A 21,051-nucleotide genomic window follows, 5' to 3' on the forward strand; every position below is an offset into this window, starting at 1 on the left:
CAAAAGTGTCGCGACATGGTGGGTATTGCCGGGGGTAGCGATCGTGTTCATAATGGCCACTCAGTGTTTTATCGTTGTTGAAAGAGCCGGGTTGCAGCCCGGCTTTTTTGTGCCCGCGATTCAAGCGATCGACTTCAGTACCGGGCGAGATTTTTCGATCAGCTCTTCAGCTTTCCGGCCAAGCTCCCCTGCCCTCGCTTCAACCTGCCGGCATTGCTTTGCGAACGCCGGTAGATGCGGCATGTCCTCTTCACTCATCACTTGGTCGTCGAATACTTCGCTACCGGTGTCAATCACATCACCCAAGGCACGGATCAGTGCGCCAAAGCTTTTGTTCGCGCACTGCTCGGTCGCCATTTGGCGTGCTCCGATCAAACCGTGACGGCTGGCCAGTTCGTTGATGCAGTGATCACGGAACTCTGGCTCCAGCGCCTTCACCCATGCCTCTTCCAGCCACGACGGCATGTCTTGATCGCCAGATAGCCAGCGCTGTACCCGCTTCAGCCAGCGGCCGGTCGCCTTCACAAACTCACCAACATCGCTCTGCTTAGTGAGCGCAGCGAAGTCCGGCACCTCTTTGGCCGCCGCTTTTTCTGGGCACGACAGATGCAGTTCACGGCTTAGCGCCTGAGCAAAGTCGTCCTGACTCAGGCTGGTGCGAGCAATCTGGTTTGCCGTGTGCGCAACCAGCACCTGGTCACGGGTTTGCGCGCTGTGTCTGGAACTGGACGTTTCCATGGGGACTGCTCTCTTCTAATCTGGCTTCAACGGATCAGCGACGGCGCTGACTGTCAGGCGGCTTCTTGGGGTTTTGATTCAGTGAGAAGCTCGTACAGATCAGGCCGAAGGCCGGACATGGTCAGATCTCCACTTGTTGCGGCTTGAAGCTTTTTCGAAAGCTCCAGGGAAGGCTTCCGATGACCGCCCGCAATTTGGTAGAGATAGCCAACGCTGGTGCCTGCCGCTGCCGCAACTCGATCGCGCTCAGGTGCGGTCGCCTTCTTGAGCCACTCTTGCATTTGCGTGGTCATGGGTATTCTCCGTTTGTCTCGCACATAGTTTAGCTTCTAGATAAATTATTTAGCAAGAATGAGTTTAGCTCGGAGAATATTTATCATTTAGCTAAGAGCTGCAATCATTAGCGCATGGATATTTACGCGATCAGAAAGCGCAACCTGGAAGCCCTTGCAGGCAACAGAAAGCGAAAAGAATGTGCAGAGAAATGGGGAACATCGCCTTCGGTGTTGAGCCAGATCCTCTCCAAAAACCCGGTCAGGAACTTGGGGGACGAGCTCGCGCGCAGAATTGAGGCGGCCGAAGATCTGCCGAAGGGCTACTTGGACAATGTCCGGGATATGTCATTGACCGCAGAGCTGGCGCCTGAATCTCAGCACACCGAACTAAAGGACATCGCCCTCTGGGATGACTCGACGCCCATCGATGACGACGAAGTTTCTGTGCCCTTCCTTCGCGAAGTTGAGCTTGCCGCTGGCTCAGGTCGCTTCGTCATTGAGGAAAGCTCGAATTCGTTCCTGCGGTTCGGAAAGCGAAGCCTTCGCCAGAATGGTGTTCAGTTCTCGAACGCAAAATGCGTGACCATTCGTGGAAACAGCATGCTTCCCATTTTGAGGGATGGGGCTACGGTGGGAATCAACACCGGTATCACCTCGATTTCCGATGTCACTGATGGCGACCTGTACGCGTTAATTCACAATGGCCAGCTTCGCGTGAAGCAGCTCTATAGACTCCCGTCAGGTGTTCGCCTGCGCAGTTTCAACCGTGAAGAGCACCCGGATGAGGACTACACGTTCCAGGATATTCAGGAGGAGCAGATCAGCATCCTCGGGCACGTCTTCTGGTGGGGCATGTACGCCAGATAGTCCTCAGCCAATATTTGTCATTCATTGATATCCCAGTTAACTGTTCTCCGGAGAACCATTAGAGGTGCAGCGGACCACCTGACACATAGGGAGTCCCTAGCCGATCTGGACCGAGGGTTGATGGCATGGCGCACTCGCTTCAATACCAGATTACCGAATCCGTACGCGTCGTTGAGGTCGAGGTGGGAAAGCTGCTCGATTTGGCAGCAATGCTGAAAGACGCTGGAAATGATGTCTTGGCGAGGGCTGTCTCGAACCAGGCGAATAAGCTTCTTGAGGCTGCGGTAGCGCTGAGAATTGCGATGGCAGGTTGAAGCGGTGGGATCGACTGACTGCTTACGCTGATGAGGTAAAGGCTGGAGGGATTGTGCGCGGCAAAGCTGATTAGATGGCACGCCGGGGATTTGTAGTGCTGCGCCTCCTTGTGCTTAATGTGCCGAAGCTGTAGGAATAGGAAAGATATTTTGACGTGGATGTGAGCCTGAATGGCTCAGGCGACCTTGAAGAAATATACTTAGGAAGATATATTGTACGAATTCATCATCCACGATGACGCCTCTGCTGACCTAAGGGCAATCATCGCAGCAAACAGGCCTGTAGGCCTCAAGCTGTACCAGGCAATTGGGCAGCTAAGAGCTGACCAAGACATGCTTGATAGGCTTACTTCATCGGATTTTGGCGGCAGTCCCGCATGGCCAAGGCCAAAGACTGCGAAGTTCAATACCGGCCCCTGGGGAGCAGCGCAGGTGGTTCGGATGAATTTATGGCGGGTGCGCTTTTTTGATGAGGACCTGCTTGGCTATAGACTGATCTATGCCTTCTTCCCTAAAGAGAACCAGTACCAACTGCTTGCTATAGTAGAAAAAGCAGAATTCAACGCAATCAATGATGACAGGTTCAATTATGAGCTCTCCCACCCAATCGCGATCCGTATTGTCAAATCTTACAGAGATCTGGTTGACCAATCATGGTGATCAGATCGCCGCTCCGGCTACCGCCGGATCAAGCTCTGGTGCGGTAGTCACGGCTCAATTCAGTCCATCTGCTTCAGCCCTGGCAAGCAAGCATCAGGACTTTGATGTTTTGATGGCCGAATTGGAGAGCGATCCGAACAATGCTGTCGAATTGGCGGAAGCTGGAGCCTGGGTTGCAGATACCTTTTTCAAGGAAGATGGCGAGACCTTGCGCACAGCTCGCTTACGCAAGGGATACTCTCAAAAGCAGCTCGCTGAGCGCCTGGGTACTAGCCAGCCTCATATAGCTAACCTTGAGAAAGGAGGCGGAGACGTGATGCTCTCCACCGCTCAAAAACTTTGCGAAGCGCTTGATATTCAATTTGGCGACCTGCCCAAAATGATTGAACGCCAGCGTGAGATTCAGGCACAAAAGGAGAGAAAATGAGCCGCTTTGCTTACAGCATTTTTTGCGATGACATCAGACATGAGGTCAATGGTAAGACCTCTCTGATGGGTGTCTACCAAGGGAGCTTGCTGCTCCAAGAATTTCCAGCAATGCTTCCAAAGTTGTGTGTTGTCATGCATGTGGTCTCTCACCGAGATAACCTAGTCAAGAACATCACGTTCAAGGGCATTCTTGACGATTCAGAGATATTCGCCATAACTTTGGATGAGGCGCAGCTCCAAGCAGGAGCCGAAATGGCTGTCGACTTGCCAAATATTCAGACAAAGCAAATTCAAGCGATTGGCCTTTTAACTCCGATCACATTTGAAAAGCCGTGCAGCCTAAAAATCCTGATCGAGGCGGATGGCGAACCTATAGACTGTGCTGGCTTAGAGATCATGGAAGCTCCATCTGGCATGCAGATTATCTCCTAACTCTAGCTCGGCCTAACGCCGAGCTTTTTCATACCTGCCCTGTCATGCCTCCGTCACACCTTCCGAGCAGAATCTATCAGGCCAAAGGGATTTGGCCCCGCCTACAAAGAACCCGGCCTGATGCCGGGTTTTTCGTTTCTGGCGATCTACCAGAACCACACCTACACTCTGGCCAGCTGACGGATCAGCACTCCTTCGACAAAGAGCCCGCCCCGTGTGGGCTTTTTGTCGTCTGCGCCCAATGCCTAGATAGAGGAATGAGCCATGGCCCACCCAAAACTATTTCCAGCTGTGCTGGCCAGCCTTCAATTGAATCAGATGATGATCGGCGAAGCCTTCGAGGAGATAGCGGCCTGGCTGGAAAAGGAAGGCGCGACTGAGACTGCGCAGAAGCTGAGGGTTCGTGTTGGCGATCTGAGATTCAATGCGGAAACCATGGATAGAGCGATTATTGAGCTGTTCAAGACGGATGAGAGCTTGCACTGAAAGTTACATGAGCCCGAGCCACGCTGAGCTTTCTCATTCCCCTCCTCTGCTGCTACGCTTTCAGCTCCCTCGAACGGAGTCGAAGCGATGCCCACCACCGAATACTCTCTCCCCGATGTCCTTGAGCGCATGCATGAAAATCAAAACGCCCTAGAGGCTGCCATTATGGAGCTGACGCTGCTGGTTGAGAGCCAAGGTGCGATCGAGATCGGCGGTAATGTCCGCGGAGCGCTGGATACGATCCGTGAGAATGCCGGGCATATCAATCAGGGGCTGGCTAGGTTGAAGGCTCAGGGACCGGACTGATCGAGGTAACCTCCTCCTAGTACACGCAATAAAATTGATCAGCGACCGCCGTTCGAGCCCGGTCAATATCATTGACCCCGCATCCAGCCAAGGCTAAAGCCAGGGTACCCACCATTAATCCGCGCATCCATACCTCCATGGTCCAGTCGCGCGATTCTATCAGTTAGCCAGACTCCAATTCGAAAGCCCGCCAACTGCGGGCTTTTTTGCACCTGAAATTCTGCACCCTCACCCCCAACCGAAACAAAGCGCTAAACGCAAATATGCACAAGCTAAATTATTTAGCATAAAGCTATTGACGAAATGCTTAGCATGAAGCTAAATTATGTTCAAGCCAAGACATCACCGGCCCAGCAGCGAAAGCCGCGCCGCTCTTTAACAACCTGCGCCATACACGATTACCCGGCGATTCACTGGGAGGTCAGCCCCGGCCACACCTGTGGGGCGAGAGAAAGTCAGGTGAACAAAATCGCGCTGCCACTACTGGCGACCGGCGACAGACAGGCACGAAAGCCTGCCCACGATGGATACCCCATACGGCTGTCGAGGTGTTGACCGAACTGGCGAATGACCCGGTAAGCGGCGCGAGCAACAACAAAGCATCACTTCTGCCCATTCACTGAGTGGGCAGTGGGATGTAGGCCTACATCAAACGTAAGGCTCAACTGAGCAAAGGGTGACATCAAATGAAATAGGGAAATGACCATGACCGTAGACATCAGCAACTACACCATCGCCACCCCGCTTCCAATTTCCGAGACCAACCCGATCGCGCTGGAATTGATCGGTTGGCGTGCACTACTCGAGTGCCCAGACATAATCGCGATGCTTCCCGATGGTTCGCTGCAGATGACGGCGCCAACGCTCGGAGCTTCAAGTAAGAGTACGAAGCGAACTCGCTGCGAATGGAAGGAGCCAGGTTACTGGTTGTTCTCCAGCGCCGCAGACCACTGGAACCGACAAGAGATGCGAGTAACGAAGGTCAACTCGCTGCAGAAAGTTGTGATCGCTCAAATTCATGTAAAGGACTCAGAACGACCGCCTGTGAAGGTGTTCTGGAACAAGGGAAAAATCACTATGGGGTTCCGATCGAGCTACCTGCAAGACGATCCCGTGAATTCGACGGTGCTGGAAAACGTACCGCTCGGTGCGCTTTTCAAAATCAACATTCACGCCAACTCCAGCGGTGCCGTTTCCGTATCGGCGAGCTGTAACGGCGTCAGATCTACTTCCGAAATCATGCGCCTCGACAACACCTGGGATACGAAGACTCTCGCCTTCCACGGCGGCGTATACAACCAGATCGATTACACCGACACCACCGACCCGGAAGACGGTTCAGTGTGCATTATCAGCGACCTTTCCATCACCCACGTCTGATATCGCCCACATTGGACGATTGAAACCAACAATAGCCCGGTTCCGATCGGGCTTTTTTCGCCTGCCTTTATCCGTCTGCACTCTCCCCTGCGCCCAACGGCAACCAGCAGGTGCCCCGAGTGCTGACGAATACACGCAACCCACACCGAGGGATCAGCCATGCAAACACTACTGCAGCAGCGCTTGGTGCAGAAAATTCGCTTCCAGGTGAATACGGTCGGACCGAAGGCCTACCACATCGTGGATCAGTCCACCGGCAAGACCAGGGGATTTCGATTCAACTACCAGGAAGCGGTCAACCTTGCTGTTCAGCTCGAAGAAAAGGCAAACAGATCTACGACAGGCGCTCAATGACTACCAAGGAAAACAAGTTCAGGGTCGCCCACACCGTATGAGGCGCATCAGCCACCAGGCACACCAACAGTACCGACAGGCTGATTTGGCACCGGTGAAATCGACGAGATAGACAAAGGAAGAGAAGGCGAAGCGGGACTGATGCGCAACGGGGTCATGGCGTCCCTAATTCTGCAACGAAGGTGCTAAATATGTCGACGTATAATTTATATTTAGTTGATAGACGCTTGGCAACTCCGCATCCCCACTATTACAAGTCCGCGAAGACTCGTGGATAAGTCACCGCCCCCCCTAATCAGACTTAATCGCATCGACACTAAAGCAACCTACTGAGATAGACCGACTTTAATGCCGAATGCGAAACGTCGCACGCGGTGCAAAGTCACACTTCCTACTTCGAAGGTGGCAAATTGTTTCTCGGAGGGACTGTCCTTTTCGGCTTTTGTGCAGCAGCATCCTTACCCAAATCTACTAAGCTAGTATTAATAATAGCGATCTGCGTTTTCTTAATAGCCTGATTATATTCATTTACAACTTCAGCATCTGCATGACCAACCTTCATATACTCACTACGCTGAGATGAAAGATCCTTATAGCGGGAGCTGAGAAGCTTTCTACGATAGAGATACTTACCATACTGTATAAAAATGGATATAATATTATTGAAAGCAATGGCCAGCACCGGAGAGGCATACATATAGAGTTGCTTAGCATCGCTGCCATCTGGCAGCTTTTGAACCAAAAACAGCAAAACTGCCGCTATAAACCCCGCTGATGCATCCGATAGAGCAAGTGCCGGCTTCTTGCTTTTTTCTAACTCTTCCATGATACCACCTCACTCCTCTTCCCGGAGCTTCTTACTCAACTCTTTATATGCAATATACATAGAGTCAATTGAAGTCTCAATAAAATCACCCAAATAACTCACATCATAGATTATTTGCTCACATGAAAACTGGGCCGAATTTTCTTCCATGTAAACCTTTACAAACTTAATATTTCCATTCACGTACTGAATGGCATCATATTTCGTTTTCAAGTCAATATCCGCATAAGGCCCAGATATGCCAAACCCTACCGAGAGATATTTCGGTGTTTTCTCATCAAACGAAAGAATATAAATAAAACCTTCATCATGACCGAAGTATATAAGGTCATCATGAACCCCAGTGATTTCGTAACCTAACTCCCGAAGCAACCCTTCATACTTCGAGGACATTCGAACATCGACTTGTTCCGCCACAGCAAACACTCCAATTATAAATTAATCACACATAGTAAAATGCAGACGAAAATCCCGCACAATACTAAAATGCTAAACTCTAGAAAAAGCAACGTAATCCTCACGCCTCAAAAAAATCACCAAAGACGCAAAAACTGCTTAATTTTTAGATAATTTTTTCCTAGGCCAAATATACACTGGCAACGATATACGATGTGAGTGACTCCATTCAATCTCATTTTCATTGCTCCAAAAAGCCCCTCAACACCCAGTTGTGGAGGCGAACAAGAAAGCCATCGGTAGCAGGAAGAATCCAAAGCCCCCCCGGTGGCATCGAGCCGATCCCGACAGCGGAGTGGCTGGCCCTTTTCGAAAAGCGCACCGAGAAGATCATGAGAGAACGGTTCACCAGATATCTCCCATGTTCGACGCAGCGCAGTAAGCCGAGCAGTTCATTGAGCTGGCCCGCAAGACCCTGAAGTGTCGGGACATGCACATCAGGGCAAAGCAGTGTTGGTCCACGCCAAGGGCGAGCCAATGATCAACCCGAAGCCAAGAAGCCGAAGCAGCAAGAGCAGGCCAACCTGATAATTCATAACTCAGGCTAACCGATACCATATGGGATGGCCTTATTGAGAACTGTCATGCTCTCATGAGTCGGGCAAAGGTATTGCTCAGCAGCTGTATGAACCGGAGTAGAGACCACTCGAAAAGGTGAGAATCCGCCGTCGTAAGAATTGGTATGTATTTCCGGCCCCCATTGGGCGGCCAGTAGTATATGAACTGCAGCCATAGCATCAATTACGTGTCTCAGCTTGGCCTGCTAAAATTTTCCCTCCCTATCGTGCTTTACTAAATTGTAAGCGTCATACCACGTAAGGCTCTGAGTAGATTTACTTTCATCCCACGAATCAAATGGTGATATTAGATCGCTCCCAAAATAGTCATTAAGAGTGACACTCCACTCTTTAAGCTTCAGAACGGGGCACAGCTTTACATAGTCCCTAGTCTTTGGGTGAAAGTTATTTGGCACGACTTTCATATTCAACAACAAAACACTCTTCCAGTGAGACTCTACCTCTGTACAGGCAAGAATCAAAAGCTCACGAATCCTATGACCGTATACATTATCGTTAAGTTTATTTGGCTCGACATACCTAAATAGATCAACCAGCCCACCAAACAAACTTGTGGCAGCCACAACAGCTTGTTTCCCTGCTGAAAATTCGGTTAGAGAGGGAGGTATGGCGCGATACCCGGCAAGTACGCCTAGCGATGGAACACCCCTCCAAACTCTTGGATAATAGCACCCCATTGGAGTAGTCATTTGACAAACAGAAGATCTTTCAAAATATATCCCACTCATTGAAAAGTACATACAAGCAAAATTAATAAGCCTTGAGTACTTTTTATCATTTAGCTCTTCACTGTTCTCCGCACCTGTGCCATACCAGTGCTGCCAGTCCATTTCAATGGCAGACCGTTTTAAATGGGGTAGAAACATATATGCCTTTCCATCCCTCTCCCAAAACGCTCCAAAAACCCTATTATCATTAACAAACGCATAAACAACTTCCATTATTTCTCCCAGGTGCACCTAAGTATGCCCTTTCCACATTATCGTTTCGCTTCCGCCAGCTTCACCCCAAGCTCCCGGCCGGCAACCTGCGCCAGCCCATGGTCAGGGTAAGTCTGGTCACCTGCAACAACCGGTATCAATACCTCATCAACGCGTTTCACCTCGATGTTGATCCGCCAGACCTCCTGGCCGCTCGCTAGTGTTTCGTACTCCATGTAGTTCCAGAGCCGAAATCCTTCGTGCTCGTCATAAATATCGTGCTTGGTCATGTGGTGATCCTTTTGAGGTGACTGCATCCTCGTAGTGAAGCGTTACCAATTCAAAGGTGCAGCAGGCGAGTACGTCTATGCCGTCAACTTCGACCGTGTGACAGCCGAGCGTGACGCCCTGCAACAGCGCCTGAACGCTGCGGATCAGCGGATTGATGACCGCGATGGATCTTGTGAGTGGAGCCAGGAAGACGACACCGGCATCTGGAACAGTGGCTGCGGGGTAACGACCAGGCGCCTCGGAGCAACCCGCTTGCCACAGATGTGACGCTTCACCAGCAGTCAGCAGACGAAATCAACAGACTGACGACCGAGAATCAGCGGCTTCGAAAGCATATTGAGGGGTATCGCCAAGTTCGAGATGTGCCGCGTCTCAAAAACTACGCCCCCTATCGCAACCTTGATGGCTCTACCCAGGCAGTACCCATCACCGACTAAACACCTTCTGCCGCCAAGCGCGGCATGGAGCATCCAATGAAAAAAGAACTCATCAAGATCAGCGAGTTTCAGCGCCGACGCTGGGGCGAGAACGGAACCCCGCAATGCCCCCAGGCGATTCGCAACCACATCCGCAACGGTATTGTCCCCGGCGAGCAGATAGGGAAACTCTGGTACGTTGACTGGACCGCATTCACCCGCTCGGACGGCAACGACCTTGTGGCGATGGTATTGAAAGGAGCTGCATGATGGCGCCACGGCCGCGCAACACTGCGAACAAAAGCCTTCCGCAGAACCTTTACTTCGATGCGCGGCGCTCGACCTATCGCTACCGGCGACCAACCGACGGGAAGTGGTTTCAGTTCGGCACCGACCGCATCAAAGCGATCGACGCTGCGAAACAGTTGAACCTGGAGTTCATGCGCGGCGCTGACCTGGTCGGAGTCGTGATGAGCGCATCATCGGAGTCGTTCGCCACTTTCCTCGACACCTACGAACGAGACGTCCTACCGCCACGCGAATTGGCCAAAGGCACGCTTGGCTTGTACGCGGTGCACTTCAGACGCTTCCGTAAGCAGTTCGATGGCAAGGCCGTCGACCAGATATCCATTCGCATGGTCGCGGAAATGCTGGATGCGCTCACACCACGCACGGCGAACCAGTGCCGGGCGCTACTGATCGACATTTTCAACCATGCCGCCGCCAAAGGCCTGTGCCCGGACAACCCGGCGGCCAGCACCATCAACCGGATCGAGAAGAAACAGCGCAAACGCCACACGATTGAAGGACTGAAAGCCATTCGGGAGAAGTCGCCGGCCTGGCTGCAGAACGCAATCGACCTGGCCTTGATCACGGCTCAACGCCGGACAGACATCCTCGATATGCGCTTCGATGGCAGCCGGGAGGGTTACCTGTACGTGGTGCAGAAGAAGACGGCCAAGGCCAGTGACGCGGCATGGATACGATTTCTGATAACGCCGGAGTTGCAGGCGGTCATCAGCCGGTGCCGTGACGATGTCGTATCGCCCTACCTGGTGCACCGGAAGCCCGATCGCCGGAAACAGAAACAGGCGCAGACCAAAGATCACTGGACGAAGGTTGAAGAGCGGTATTTGACGCGAGCATTCAAGGAGGCCAGGGAGGCGGCGAACTGCTACGCGGGATGGAAGGAAGAAGAGATGCCGGGCTTCCACGAAGTGCGAGCGTTGTCACTGCACCTGTACAAGAAAGCCGGAAAGGATGGGCAGAAAATCGCGGGGCACGCGAGCGAGGGCATGACCAAAAACTACCAGAAGGACCACGCAGAAATCGTCTGGTCAGAGGCAATTCCAGACCTCAATATCAGCGAAATCACCGGGTAGTTTTGCGCCAGTTTTGCGCGGGTTTTGCGCAGACACAAAAAAGCCGATCTACCCGATCGGCTTAAGTACCTGATTTTACTCAGTAAATATGGTCGGGACGGAGTGATTCGAACACTCGACCCCTAGCACCCCATGCTAGTGCGCTACCGGACTGCGCTACGCCCCGACTAGGCGTTAAATCTGTTCCTCATCTCGAGGAACGCTCAAGAATATATCGCAAGCTTTTGAAAACTGGAAGTATTTAAAAGCAGGAATTTATTTCTTTAGCACCACCAGAACATCTTCCAGCTCGGCGATCATCTGGCGGATCATTTGTTTGTATTGGGTGGTGTCGTCTTTGGCTTCATCGCCGGACAAACGCAAGCGTGCACCGCCGATGGTGAACCCCTGATCGTAAAGAAGCGCGCGGATCTGCCGGATCATCAGCACGTCCTGGCGCTGATAATACCGGCGGTTTCCGCGGCGTTTGACGGGGTTGAGTTGAGGAAACTCCTGCTCCCAGTAGCGCAGCACGTGCGGTTTTACGGCACACAGCTCGCTGACTTCACCAATGGTGAAGTAGCGTTTGCCCGGGATGACGGGTAGTTCGTCGTTATGACTTGGTTCCAGCATAAGCCTCAACTCGGGCCTTCAACTTCTGCCCTGGACGAAAGGTGACCACACGGCGAGCCGTGATCGGGATTTCTTCTCCCGTTTTCGGATTGCGGCCAGGCCGCTGGCGTTTGTCCCGAAGGTCGAAATTGCCGAAACCGGACAATTTGACTTGTTCGTTGTCTTCAAGAGCGTGCCTGATTTCTTCAAAAAACAGTTCGACCAATTCCTTGGCCTCCCGCTTGTTCAGGCCCAGCTCTTCATACAGACGTTCCGCCATCTCAGCTTTCGTCAAAGCCCCCATACGTCACTTCCTTAACGTGGCGTTCAACCTTTGTTCGAGCGAGGTGAGGATGTTTTGCGTCGTGGTATTCACCTCATCGTCATTAAGAGTGCGCGATGGATGCTGCCAGGTCAAGCCAACTGCAAGGCTTTTTCTATGCGGATCAATACCTTTACCCTGATACACGTCAAATAGCCTGAGGTCCGTCAGCCATTCACCTGCATTTTCACGGATTACGTCCAGTACGGCACTGGCCGCAACGTCTTTATCCGCCAGCAGCGCAAGGTCACGACGCACTTCAGGAAAGCGCGATAACTCTTGGAATTTAGGCATTTTGCCCAACGCCACTTCGGCCAGAACCAGCTCGAATACGAAGACCGGACGGTCGAGACCGAGGGTTTTCGACAATTCAGGGTGAATCGCGCCAACAAAACCTACCAAACGGCCTTCACGTTCGATGCGCGCGGTCTGACCCGGGTGCAATGCTGGGTGTTTACCCGGCACGAACGTAAACGAATCCAGTGCACCGGCGAAACCCAGTACTGCCTCCACATCGGCTTTGACGTCGAAGAAATCCACGACATCGCGACCTTGTGCCCAGCCTTCCGGCAGACGGCTACCGCACACCACACCCGCCAGCATCGGCTCTTGCTTCAGGCCTTCCAGCTGACCGACGAAACGCAGACCGCTTTCGAACAGACGGACGCGATCCTGTTGACGGTTCAGGTTGTGCTGAAGCGCCTTGACCAGACCCGGCCACAGGGACGAACGCATGGCCGCCATGTCGTTGGAAATCGGGTTGGCCAGCAGCAGCGGCTCGACACCCGGATTAAACAACTCGAACTGTTTCGGATCGATGAAGCTGTATGTGATTGCTTCCTGATAACCACGAGCCACCAGCAGACGGCGCAGTTCAGGCAGATCACTACGCGCTTCAGCCTTGGCTTGCGGTGCCAGACGCGCTTGCGGGTAACGAACCGGCAGACGGTTGTAACCATACAGACGGGCCAGCTCTTCGATCAGGTCGACTTCCAGGCTGATATCGAAACGGAAGCTTGGCACTTCAACGCGCCACTGCCCTGCCCCATCGGCAGAAATGATCAGGCCCAAGGCGCTGAGCAGACGCTCGACTTCGGCCGAATCCATTTCCATGCCCAGCATCTGGGTGATGCGCTGGGCCCGCAGGGTGATCGGTGCGATCGACGGCAGGTGCTGTTCGCTGACGGTTTCGGTGATCGGACCCGCTTCGCCGCCGGTGATTTCCAGCAGCAGGCCAGTGGCCCGCTCCATGGCTTCACGGGCCAGTTGCCAGTCCACGCCACGCTCGTAGCGGTGCGAGGCATCGGTGTGCAGGCCGTAAGAACGAGCCTTGCCAGCGACGGCAATCTGATCGAAGAACGCGCTTTCCAGGAAAATATCGCGAGTGGTCGCAGTATTGACGCCGCTGTGCTCACCACCCATGACGCCGGCGATAGCCAAGGCACGGGTGTGGTCTGCAATCACCAGCGTATCGCTACGCAGGCTGACTTCCTGACCGTCGAGCAGCACCAGCTTCTCGCCTTCTTCGGCCATGCGCACGCGGATGCCGCCATTGATCTCGGCGAGGTCAAACGCGTGCAGCGGTTGACCCAGCTCCAGCATCACGTAGTTGGTGATGTCGACCGCAGCGTCAATGCTGCGTACGTCGGCACGACGCAGACGCTCGACCATCCACAGTGGCGTAGGCTTGGACAGATCGACGTTACGGATCACACGACCCAGGTAACGTGGGCAAGCGGCCGGCGCCAGCACTTCAATCGAACGCACTTCATCATGCGCGGCCGGAACGGTAGCAATTGCCGGGCGGGTGACTTGGGCGGCGTACAGCGCGCCGACTTCGCGGGCCAGACCGGCCAGCGACAGGCAATCACCGCGGTTCGGGGTCAGGTCGACCTCGATGCTCGCGTCGTCCAGGCTCAGGTACTCACGAATGTCCTGACCGACCGGCGCATCGGCCGGCAACTCCATCAGACCATCGTTGCCTTCGCCAATTTGCAGCTCAGCCTGAGAGCACAGCATGCCGTTGGATTCAACGCCACGCAGCTTGGCTTTCTTGATTTTGAAGTCGCCTGGCAGTTCGGCACCGATCATGGCAAACGGGATCTTCAGGCCCGGGCGCACGTTTGGCGCACCGCATACCACCTGAAAGGTTTCCGAGCCATTGCTGACCTGGCAAACGCGCAGCTTGTCGGCGTCCGGGTGTTGCTCGGTGCTGAGCACCTCGCCCACGACCACGCCACTGAATTCACCGGCGGCCGGCGTAACGCTATCGACCTCAAGACCGGCCATCGACAGACGAGCAACCAGCTCGTCGCGATTTACCTGCGGGTTTACCCAGCCACGCAGCCATTGTTCACTGAATTTCATCCTGCTCTCCTAAGAATTCGTTACGACTAGCGAAATTGCGCGAGGAACCGCAAGTCGTTGTCGAAGAACAGACGCAAGTCGTTCACGCCGTAACGCAGCATGGCCAGACGCTCAACGCCCATGCCGAAGGCAAAGCCCGAAAACTCTTCCGGGTCGATCCCGGACATACGCAGCACGTTCGGGTGAACCATGCCGCAGCCCATGACTTCCAGCCAGCCAGTCTGTTTGCAGACGCGGCAGCCTTTACCGCTGCACATCACGCATTCCATGTCGACTTCAGCGGATGGCTCGGTGAACGGGAAGTACGAAGGACGGAAACGCACGGCCAGTTCTTTTTCGAAGAACACGCGCAGGAATTCCTCGATGGTCCCTTTCAGGTCGGCGAAGTTGATATCGCGATCGACCAGCAGGCCTTCGACCTGGTGGAACATCGGGGAGTGAGTGATATCGGAGTCGCTACGGTACACACGGCCTGGGCAGACGATGCGGATCGGCGGCTGTTTCGATTCCATGGTGCGGACCTGTACCGGCGAGGTATGAGTGCGCAGCAACATGTTGGCATTGAAATAGAAGGTGTCATGCATCGACCGGGCCGGGTGATGGCCTGGGATGTTGAGAGCTTCGAAGTTGTGATAATCGTCTTCAACCTCAGGGCCTTCGGCGATGCCGTAGCCGATGTGGGTGAAGAACTGTTCGATACGTTCCAGAGTGCGAGTAACCGGATGCAGACCACCGGAGGTCTGACCGCGGCCAGGCAGGGTCACGTCAATGGACTCGGCGGACAGTTTGGCGGCCAGATCGGCCTCTTCAAACAGTGCCTTGCGCGCATTGAGAACCTCTGTGACACGCTCCTTGGCAACGTTGATCAGCGCGCCGACTTGCGGACGCTCTTCTGCCGGCAAATTCCCCAGGGTCTTCATCACCTGAGTCAATTCACCCTTTTTGCCAAGGTAGTGAACCCGGATTTGCTCCAGGGCATTGATATCTTCAGCGCTTTGCACAGCCTCTAGTGCTTGAGAGACGAGCGCATCCAGGTTTTCCATGTACAGACTCCAGATACAAAATAGGGGAAGAGCTTGAAGGCTCTTCCCCTATTTATGACGTTTAACACCTGGCCCCACAGAGGTGAGGCCGGGTGACTGTCGGGGGTACTTAAGCCAAGGTGGCTTTAGCTTTCTCGACAATCGCAGCAAACGCCGCTTTTTCGTTCACTGCCAGATCAGCCAGAACCTTACGGTCGATCTCGATGGACGCTTTTTTCAGGCCGGCGATGAAACGGCTGTAGGACAGACCGTTGATACGTGCACCAGCGTTGATACGAGCGATCCACAGAGCGCGGAACTGACGTTTTTTCTGACGACGGTCACGGTAGGCGTATTGGCCTGCCTTGATTACCGCTTGCTTGGCAACACGGAATACGCGCGAGCGAGCGCCGTAGTAGCCTTTAGCAAGTTTCAGAATTTTTTTGTGACGTTTACGGGCAATGACGCCACGCTTTACACGAGCCATGAGTTACTTCCTCTATTCTTAACTAAAATTAACGAAGGCGCAGCATGCGCTCGACTTTTGCCACGTCAGACGGATGCAGCAAGCTGCTACCGCGCAGTTGACGCTTACGCTTGGTCGACATTTTAGTCAGGATGTGGCTCTTGAAAGCGTGCTTGTGCTTGATACCGTTAGCAGTTTTCAGAAACCGCTTAGCAGCACCACTTTTAGTTTTCATTTTTGGCATGTTCGGATACTCCGCATTCAGTTGATAAACATAATCAGAAGGCCTGCCGTGCCCTATTGATTACTTCTTCTTTTTCGGGGCGATGACCATGATCAGCTGGCGTCCTTCCATCTTAGGATGCTGTTCGACCGAACCGTACTCGAGCAAGTCACCTTCAACTCGCTTGAGGAGTTCCATCCCCAGCTCCTGGTGGGCCATCTCACGGCCGCGGAATCGCAAGGATACCTTGGCCCTGTCCCCATCACTCAGGAAACGTACCAGGTTGCGCAGTTTTACCTGGTAATCCCCTTCCTCCGTCCCTGGACGAAACTTGATTTCTTTAACCTGAATCTGCTTCTGGTTCTTCTTGGCCGCGGCAATCTGCTTCTTCTTCTCGAAGATCGATTTGCCGTAGTCCATCAGTTTGCAAACAGGGGGTACTGCATCGGCGGAAATTTCCACCAAATCCAGTTTGGCCTCTTCAGCCTTAAGAAGCGCGTCTTCAATTGACACAATCCCAAGCTGTTCACCTTCAGCCCCAATTAACCGAACCTCGCGTGCCGAGATATTCTCGTTGATCGGGGCTTTCGGTGCAGCTCGTTTATCTTGTCTCATTTCACGCTTAATAATAATTACTCCGAATCTGGGCGACCACGCCGGGAAACCGCTTGCGCGAGAAACTCAGCGAACTGGGCGACGGGCATCGAGCCCAGGTCAGCACCTTCACGAGTACGCACAGCGACAGTCTGCATCTCGACTTCCCGATCTCCGATAACCAAGAGATAGGGAACCTTGAGCAAAGTATGCTCGCGGATTTTAAAGCCGATCTTTTCATTTCTCAAGTCAGACTTGGCACGAAATCCGCTTTCATTGAGAGTTTTTTCAACCTCAGCGGCAAAATCGGCCTGTTTGTCAGTGATGTTCATGATCACTGCCTGGGTCGGCGCCAGCCACGCGGGGAATGCACCCTCGTAGTGCTCGATCAGTATTCCGACGAAACGTTCGAAGGAACCGAGGATCGCCCGGTGCAACATCACCGGGTGCTTGCGACTGTTGTCTTCGGAAACGTATTCGGCTCCCAGACGGACAGGCAGGTTAAAATCGAGCTGCAGAGTACCACACTGCCAGACGCGGCCGAGGCAATCTTTCAGCGAGAACTCGATCTTCGGACCGTAGAACGCACCCTCACCCGGCTGCAGATCGTACGGCAGGCCCGCGCTATCAAGGGCTGCAGCCAATGCCGCTTCTGCGCGATCCCACAACTCGTCGGAACCGACGCGTTTTTCCGGACGAGTGGACAGCTTCATTTCGACGTCTTTAAAGCCGAAGTCGGCATAGACGTCCATGGTCAGCTTGATGAACGCCGCGGATTCAGCCTGCATCTGCTCTTCAGTACAGAAGATGTGAGCATCGTCCTGAGTGAAGGCGCGAACACGCATGATGCCGTGCAGTGCACCCGACGGCTCGTTGCGGTGGCACGCGCCGAACTCGGCCAGACGCATCGGCAACTCGCGGTAGCTCTTCAGGCCCTGGTTGAACACCTGCACGTGGCAAGGGCAGTTCATCGGCTTGATGGCGTAGTCGCGGTTTTCCGACTGAGTGGTGAACATGTTGTCGGCGTAGTTGGCCCAGTGCCCGGATTTCTCCCACAGGCTGCGGTCAACGACCTGAGGAGTTTTGATCTCCAGGTAACCGTTGTCGCGCTGAACCTTGCGCATGTACTGCTCGAGCACCTGGTACAAAGTCCAGCCGTTCGGGTGCCAGAACACCATGCCCGGCGACTCTTCCTGAGTGTGGAACAGGCCCAGACGCTTGCCGATCTTGCGATGATCGCGCTTTTCAGCTTCTTCGATGCGCTGGATGTAAGCCGCCAGTTGCTTCTTGTCTGCCCAAGCGGTGCCGTAAACGCGCTGCAATTGCTCGTTCTTGGCATCGCCACGCCAGTAGGCGCCGGACAGCTTGGTCAGCTTGAAGGATTTCAGGAAGCGCGTGTTCGGCACGTGCGGACCGCGGCACATGTCGACGTATTCTTCGTGATAGTACAAGCCCATGGCCTGCTCGTTCGGCATGTCTTCGACCAGACGCAGCTTGTAGTCTTCGCCACGGGCCTTGAACACTTCGATCACTTCGGCGCGCGGAGTGACTTTCTTGATCACGTCGTAATCTTTCTCGATCAGCTGTTGCATGCGCTGTTCGATAGCGGCCAGGTCGTCCGGCGTGAAAGGACGCTCGAAGGCGATGTCGTAATAGAAACCTTCGTCGATGACCGGGCCGATGACCATCTTGGCCGTCGGGTACAACTGCTTGACCGCGTGGCCAACCAGGTGGGCGCAAGAGTGGCGAATGATCTCCAGCCCCTCTTCATCCTTTGGCGTAATGATTTGCAGCGTGGAATCGCTGTCGATGATGTCGCTGGCGTCGACCAGCTTGCCATTGACCTTACCGGCCACGGTGGCCTTGGCCAGACCGGCACCAATGGATGCGGCGACCTCGGCTACGGAAACCGGGTGATCGAATGAACGTTGACTGCCGTCGGGAAGAGTAATAGTTGGCATGGCGCCTCCTCTCCTAGTGGTGACCCCTACCAAAGGTCACGTGGGTTGGGATGAGCCAGTACAAGATCCGATCCAGGCCATTCAATGACGAACGCCTGCCTTACAGCGGCAGGAGCCTTGCGGCCAACCGGAAAACCGAACCAGAGTGACTGGGATTCAAATCAGGGTTATTCGAACATCTACCGCTGCCGGGACTGAAGGTCATCCGGAGCCCGCAAACGCCCGAGCGAGGCATGCTAGCACAGATGAACGGTCGTCGACGCACAGAGGTTTTCTGCTGGGGCAAATCAGGCATTTTTATGCCAAAGTGATGAACTTGAACCCCGCTTTAACCCTCAGATAACAAGACATTGACCCAAAAGGAGCATCTCAGCATGCGTCTGAATCGTTTATTCGCCATCGTCGCACCCGTCGTCCTGTTGCTGCCGCTGGCTGCCCACGCCGATTGGCCAAAGGGCGAGCGCGAGAAATACATGGCTCAGTGCACCCAGGCCGCTACTCCACAGATCGGTGCTGCGGCAGCGAAGTCCCACTGCGCCTGTGGTGCCGACGCGATCAAATCGTATCCGGCCAGCGACATTCAGGCCCTGATGGATAACAAGGCCACACCAGAGTTGCAACAGAAGGCACTGGGCCAGATCGCCGCCTGCAAGGTCGATAACAAGGCAAAAAAATAAGCTCGACGAAGCGCCTCGAAGGCCTTCAAAGCCGATGAAAAGTGTCTGAAAACAGCTTTTTCGTACAAATTTTGCAGGTTTTTCAGCTTTTTTTATTGTCTTTACTTTCGGCTGTAAGCCTTTTAAACCGGGGCTTTCAGCCACACGAAGCAACAAAGCAAACGCGACTGTAGGGCAAACAGCACACCCGGGGGGCTCCCAAACCGAACATTTCGACTATGATACTCGGGTGTGCCCAGTTGGCCTGAGCAGCACAGTACTACTGAAAATATATGTTTCTTGGAGATACACCATGTCTAATCGCCAAACCGGCACCGTTAAATGGTTCAACGATGAAAAAGGCTTCGGCTTCATCACTCCTCAAGGTGGCGGTGACGACCTGTTCGTACACTTCAAAGCTATCGAAAGCGACGGTTTCAAAAGCCTGAAAGAAGGCCAGACCGTTTCCTTCGTGGCTGAGAAAGGCCAAAAGGGTATGCAAGCTGCACAAGTCCGCCCAGAGTAATTTTCTGGCGCACTAAAAAAACCCCGTCCATGTGACGGGGTTTTTTATGGGCGAAACAAAAGCCTGAAGCAATCAGCCGCAATTGACGCGGGTGACCACCAGGTTGTTATCGGTGTTCAGGTTCAGGCGATCGGAACGGTACTCCAGGGTCACCATGTCGTCAGGCTTGAGGAACCGGGCATTCTGCGCGCCTGCGCGGGTACGTGCCTGCTCCAGTAATTCGGGCGAAGCCTTTTTGCCAATGGTGAATTCGGCAGCCTTTGCTTCACAACGGCTGTGGCCGGTATCGGTCGCCACAGGGTCCTTTGCCGACTCGGTGGACGTACTGCTGCAACCAGCCAGCAGAGTGGCGGCCAACAAAGTACCCAATGACGCGAGCTTCCAAGGCATGAAGCCTCCTTTTTTCAATAGTTAAGCTGAGATCGTGCGACCGCCATTTTGGCGTTTGGTTTCACGGCGGGCGCTATCACCCTGCCCACGGTCCGGACAAGCGGCGAGTTTGCCTGAGCATCGCCCTACCATTCATCCCGCAATCGTGACTGAATATGAACAGCGTTCAATAGACGTCGATGTAGTCGAACGGCGGATTCGGCCAGTTCTCTTTCAGCGCATTGAAAATCTGCATGACCCAGACCTCGTCGCTGGCTGCGACCCGCCCGACATAACCCGAACCCTTGGCCCATGTTTCCAGGCGAAACCGCAGCCCGTCGATGTCTGTGCCGCCCACAACGCCCGACGAAATGTAGGCGATGCCGCCCTTGGTGACCCGCAACTGAGTGTGTTCATCGTCGCTGGCAGAGGCCAGTAGCTGACGCACTGCTTCGAGGGTCAAGCCGTCAGGGGTGTTCAAATCGATCTGCACAGCACGGTCCTTGAGAAATCGTCAAAGACCAAGTGTCGCATAGCCCTCCCCTCATGCCTAAGTCGGAGTGCCAAACGTTCCGCAAAATGGTTAACTCGACACTCAGCCTTTCCCGACTTCACGAGCGCCATCATGACCACCGTAAGCATCGACGCCAACATCACAATCAAGTGGCCACAGGGCCACAGCTCTTACAGCCCGGGTAGCCCGGAAGAGTTGGCAATCATTGGTATCGATTTGCTGGTCAAGGAACTGGGGACACAAGCCGCCCAAACATTCATCGCCCAGATACTCGAGAAATACCCCGCAGACTATATGGGCCTGACAGATAGCGAGTGAGTGTAAAAACCC

Annotated in this window: 31 protein-coding genes and 1 tRNA gene; 15 read left to right on the plus strand and 17 right to left on the minus strand. The window is 53.9% G+C overall.

The window, feature by feature from the left end; genetic code table 11:
• Positions 1-120: 120 nt before the first annotated feature.
• Both KGB14_RS00695 and KGB14_RS00700 read right to left on the minus strand, forming a co-directional pair.
• Positions 121-738 (minus strand): hypothetical protein, encoded by a 618-nt coding sequence (locus tag KGB14_RS00695; RefSeq protein ID WP_223483656.1) that lies wholly within the window; start codon positions 736-738, stop codon positions 121-123.
• 53 nt (positions 739-791) lie between these two features.
• A complete protein-coding gene (locus tag KGB14_RS00700) occupies positions 792-1,031 on the minus strand; it encodes a hypothetical protein (protein ID WP_223483657.1) in 240 nt (79 codons plus the stop codon).
• A 114-nt stretch (positions 1,032-1,145) separates the two neighbouring features.
• Between KGB14_RS00700 and KGB14_RS00705 the strand changes: the two genes are divergently transcribed.
• The 9 genes from KGB14_RS00705 to KGB14_RS00745 all read left to right on the plus strand — a co-directional run bounded on the left by KGB14_RS00705 (position 1,146) and on the right by KGB14_RS00745 (position 6,241).
• Entirely contained in the window at positions 1,146-1,880 is a 735-nt protein-coding gene (locus KGB14_RS00705; RefSeq protein ID WP_223483658.1) for a helix-turn-helix transcriptional regulator, read from the plus strand.
• 125 nt (positions 1,881-2,005) lie between these two features.
• A complete protein-coding gene (locus KGB14_RS00710; RefSeq protein ID WP_223483659.1) occupies positions 2,006-2,194 on the plus strand; it encodes a hypothetical protein in 189 nt (62 codons plus the stop codon).
• A gap of 213 nt (positions 2,195-2,407) precedes the next feature.
• A complete protein-coding gene (locus tag KGB14_RS00715) occupies positions 2,408-2,854 on the plus strand; it encodes a hypothetical protein (protein ID WP_223483660.1) in 447 nt (148 codons plus the stop codon).
• Positions 2,838-3,281 (plus strand): helix-turn-helix domain-containing protein, encoded by a 444-nt coding sequence (locus KGB14_RS00720; RefSeq protein WP_223483661.1) that lies wholly within the window; start codon positions 2,838-2,840, stop codon positions 3,279-3,281. Before KGB14_RS00715 ends, KGB14_RS00720 begins: the two co-directional genes overlap by 17 nt.
• Positions 3,278-3,715, plus strand: coding sequence for a DUF6941 family protein (locus KGB14_RS00725; RefSeq protein WP_223483662.1), 438 nt, complete (start codon positions 3,278-3,280; stop codon positions 3,713-3,715). The genes KGB14_RS00720 and KGB14_RS00725 overlap by 4 nt, the downstream gene beginning before the upstream one ends.
• Positions 3,716-3,979: 264 nt before the next feature.
• Positions 3,980-4,201, plus strand: a complete 222-nt coding sequence (locus KGB14_RS00730) for a hypothetical protein (RefSeq protein WP_223483663.1) — start codon at positions 3,980-3,982, stop codon at positions 4,199-4,201.
• Positions 4,202-4,288: 87 nt separating this feature from the next.
• Positions 4,289-4,507 carry a hypothetical protein gene (locus KGB14_RS00735; protein ID WP_223483664.1) on the plus strand — a complete coding sequence of 73 codons (219 nt, stop codon included), beginning with the start codon at positions 4,289-4,291 and terminating at the stop codon, positions 4,505-4,507.
• A gap of 705 nt (positions 4,508-5,212) precedes the next feature.
• On the plus strand, positions 5,213-5,887 hold the full coding sequence (locus KGB14_RS00740) for a polysaccharide lyase family 7 protein (RefSeq protein ID WP_223483665.1): 675 nt from the start codon (positions 5,213-5,215) through the stop codon (positions 5,885-5,887).
• Between the two features lie 159 nt (positions 5,888-6,046).
• Positions 6,047-6,241, plus strand: a complete 195-nt coding sequence (locus KGB14_RS00745) for a hypothetical protein (protein WP_223483666.1) — start codon at positions 6,047-6,049, stop codon at positions 6,239-6,241.
• 391 nt (positions 6,242-6,632) lie between these two features.
• On the opposite strand, the gene KGB14_RS00750 is transcribed toward KGB14_RS00745, so the two are convergent.
• The 4 genes from KGB14_RS00750 to KGB14_RS00765 form a co-directional block, all read right to left on the minus strand.
• On the minus strand, positions 6,633-7,067 hold the full coding sequence (locus KGB14_RS00750) for a hypothetical protein (RefSeq protein WP_223483667.1): 435 nt from the start codon (positions 7,065-7,067) through the stop codon (positions 6,633-6,635).
• A 9-nt stretch (positions 7,068-7,076) separates the two neighbouring features.
• Positions 7,077-7,484: a hypothetical protein gene (locus tag KGB14_RS00755; protein WP_223483668.1), complete on the minus strand. Its 408-nt coding sequence runs from the start codon at positions 7,482-7,484 to the stop codon at positions 7,077-7,079.
• A gap of 802 nt (positions 7,485-8,286) precedes the next feature.
• Complete coding sequence (locus tag KGB14_RS00760) at positions 8,287-9,042, minus strand: hypothetical protein (protein ID WP_223483669.1); 756 nt, start codon at positions 9,040-9,042, stop codon at positions 8,287-8,289.
• A 38-nt stretch (positions 9,043-9,080) separates the two neighbouring features.
• On the minus strand, positions 9,081-9,311 hold the full coding sequence (locus KGB14_RS00765; protein ID WP_223483670.1) for a hypothetical protein: 231 nt from the start codon (positions 9,309-9,311) through the stop codon (positions 9,081-9,083).
• A 34-nt stretch (positions 9,312-9,345) separates the two neighbouring features.
• Here KGB14_RS00765 and KGB14_RS00770 point away from each other — a divergent pair, with 34 nt between their 5' ends.
• The 3 genes from KGB14_RS00770 (at position 9,346) to KGB14_RS00780 (ending at position 11,110) form a co-directional block, all read left to right on the plus strand.
• Entirely contained in the window at positions 9,346-9,579 is a 234-nt protein-coding gene (locus tag KGB14_RS00770; protein WP_223483671.1) for a hypothetical protein, read from the plus strand.
• 206 nt (positions 9,580-9,785) lie between these two features.
• Positions 9,786-9,998 carry a hypothetical protein gene (locus KGB14_RS00775; RefSeq protein WP_095943640.1) on the plus strand — a complete coding sequence of 71 codons (213 nt, stop codon included), beginning with the start codon at positions 9,786-9,788 and terminating at the stop codon, positions 9,996-9,998.
• A complete protein-coding gene (locus KGB14_RS00780) occupies positions 9,998-11,110 on the plus strand; it encodes a phage integrase Arm DNA-binding domain-containing protein (RefSeq protein WP_223483714.1) in 1,113 nt (370 codons plus the stop codon). The genes KGB14_RS00775 and KGB14_RS00780 overlap by 1 nt, the downstream gene beginning before the upstream one ends.
• Before the next feature lie 89 nt (positions 11,111-11,199).
• On the opposite strand, the gene KGB14_RS00785 is transcribed toward KGB14_RS00780, so the two are convergent.
• The 9 genes from KGB14_RS00785 to thrS all read right to left on the minus strand — a co-directional run bounded on the left by KGB14_RS00785 (position 11,200) and on the right by thrS (position 18,656).
• Positions 11,200-11,276, minus strand: a tRNA-Pro gene (locus KGB14_RS00785).
• 89 nt (positions 11,277-11,365) lie between these two features.
• A complete protein-coding gene (locus tag KGB14_RS00790; protein ID WP_003179985.1) occupies positions 11,366-11,722 on the minus strand; it encodes a MerR family transcriptional regulator in 357 nt (118 codons plus the stop codon).
• Entirely contained in the window at positions 11,703-12,005 is a 303-nt protein-coding gene (gene ihfA / locus KGB14_RS00795) for an integration host factor subunit alpha (RefSeq protein WP_002553164.1), read from the minus strand. Before ihfA ends, KGB14_RS00790 begins: the two co-directional genes overlap by 20 nt.
• Positions 12,006-12,008: 3 nt before the next feature.
• Positions 12,009-14,390 (minus strand): phenylalanine--tRNA ligase subunit beta, encoded by a 2,382-nt coding sequence (gene pheT, locus KGB14_RS00800; protein WP_223483672.1) that lies wholly within the window; start codon positions 14,388-14,390, stop codon positions 12,009-12,011.
• A gap of 26 nt (positions 14,391-14,416) precedes the next feature.
• Positions 14,417-15,433 (minus strand): phenylalanine--tRNA ligase subunit alpha, encoded by a 1,017-nt coding sequence (gene pheS, locus KGB14_RS00805; protein WP_007905876.1) that lies wholly within the window; start codon positions 15,431-15,433, stop codon positions 14,417-14,419.
• A 109-nt stretch (positions 15,434-15,542) separates the two neighbouring features.
• Positions 15,543-15,899, minus strand: a complete 357-nt coding sequence (rplT, locus tag KGB14_RS00810; RefSeq protein WP_007905879.1) for a 50S ribosomal protein L20 — start codon at positions 15,897-15,899, stop codon at positions 15,543-15,545.
• A 28-nt stretch (positions 15,900-15,927) separates the two neighbouring features.
• Positions 15,928-16,122 carry a 50S ribosomal protein L35 gene (gene rpmI, locus KGB14_RS00815; RefSeq protein WP_002553160.1) on the minus strand — a complete coding sequence of 65 codons (195 nt, stop codon included), beginning with the start codon at positions 16,120-16,122 and terminating at the stop codon, positions 15,928-15,930.
• A 60-nt stretch (positions 16,123-16,182) separates the two neighbouring features.
• Entirely contained in the window at positions 16,183-16,734 is a 552-nt protein-coding gene (gene infC / locus KGB14_RS00820; RefSeq protein ID WP_172435341.1) for a translation initiation factor IF-3, read from the minus strand.
• Positions 16,734-18,656 (minus strand): threonine--tRNA ligase, encoded by a 1,923-nt coding sequence (gene thrS, locus KGB14_RS00825; protein WP_010455934.1) that lies wholly within the window; start codon positions 18,654-18,656, stop codon positions 16,734-16,736. The genes infC and thrS overlap by 1 nt, the downstream gene beginning before the upstream one ends.
• A 374-nt stretch (positions 18,657-19,030) precedes the next feature.
• Here thrS and KGB14_RS00830 point away from each other — a divergent pair, with 374 nt between their 5' ends.
• Together KGB14_RS00830 and KGB14_RS00835 are read left to right on the plus strand one after the other, a co-directional pair.
• Entirely contained in the window at positions 19,031-19,333 is a 303-nt protein-coding gene (locus KGB14_RS00830; RefSeq protein ID WP_223483673.1) for a hypothetical protein, read from the plus strand.
• A 292-nt stretch (positions 19,334-19,625) separates the two neighbouring features.
• On the plus strand, positions 19,626-19,838 hold the full coding sequence (locus tag KGB14_RS00835) for a cold-shock protein (protein ID WP_003179963.1): 213 nt from the start codon (positions 19,626-19,628) through the stop codon (positions 19,836-19,838).
• Between the two features lie 72 nt (positions 19,839-19,910).
• Here the strand turns inward: KGB14_RS00835 and KGB14_RS00840 are convergent, their stop codons facing one another.
• Together KGB14_RS00840 and KGB14_RS00845 are read right to left on the minus strand one after the other, a co-directional pair.
• Positions 19,911-20,228, minus strand: coding sequence for an I78 family peptidase inhibitor (locus KGB14_RS00840; RefSeq protein ID WP_223483674.1), 318 nt, complete (start codon positions 20,226-20,228; stop codon positions 19,911-19,913).
• A gap of 166 nt (positions 20,229-20,394) precedes the next feature.
• Positions 20,395-20,700 (minus strand): hypothetical protein, encoded by a 306-nt coding sequence (locus tag KGB14_RS00845; protein ID WP_223483675.1) that lies wholly within the window; start codon positions 20,698-20,700, stop codon positions 20,395-20,397.
• Positions 20,701-20,832: 132 nt separating this feature from the next.
• Here KGB14_RS00845 and KGB14_RS00850 point away from each other — a divergent pair, with 132 nt between their 5' ends.
• Positions 20,833-21,039, plus strand: a complete 207-nt coding sequence (locus KGB14_RS00850) for a hypothetical protein (protein ID WP_007905889.1) — start codon at positions 20,833-20,835, stop codon at positions 21,037-21,039.
• The last annotated feature ends 12 nt before the right edge of the window (positions 21,040-21,051 follow it).

Source organism: Pseudomonas sp. A-RE-19 (genome assembly GCF_019956555.1).
Lineage (GTDB): Bacteria > Pseudomonadota > Gammaproteobacteria > Pseudomonadales > Pseudomonadaceae > Aquipseudomonas.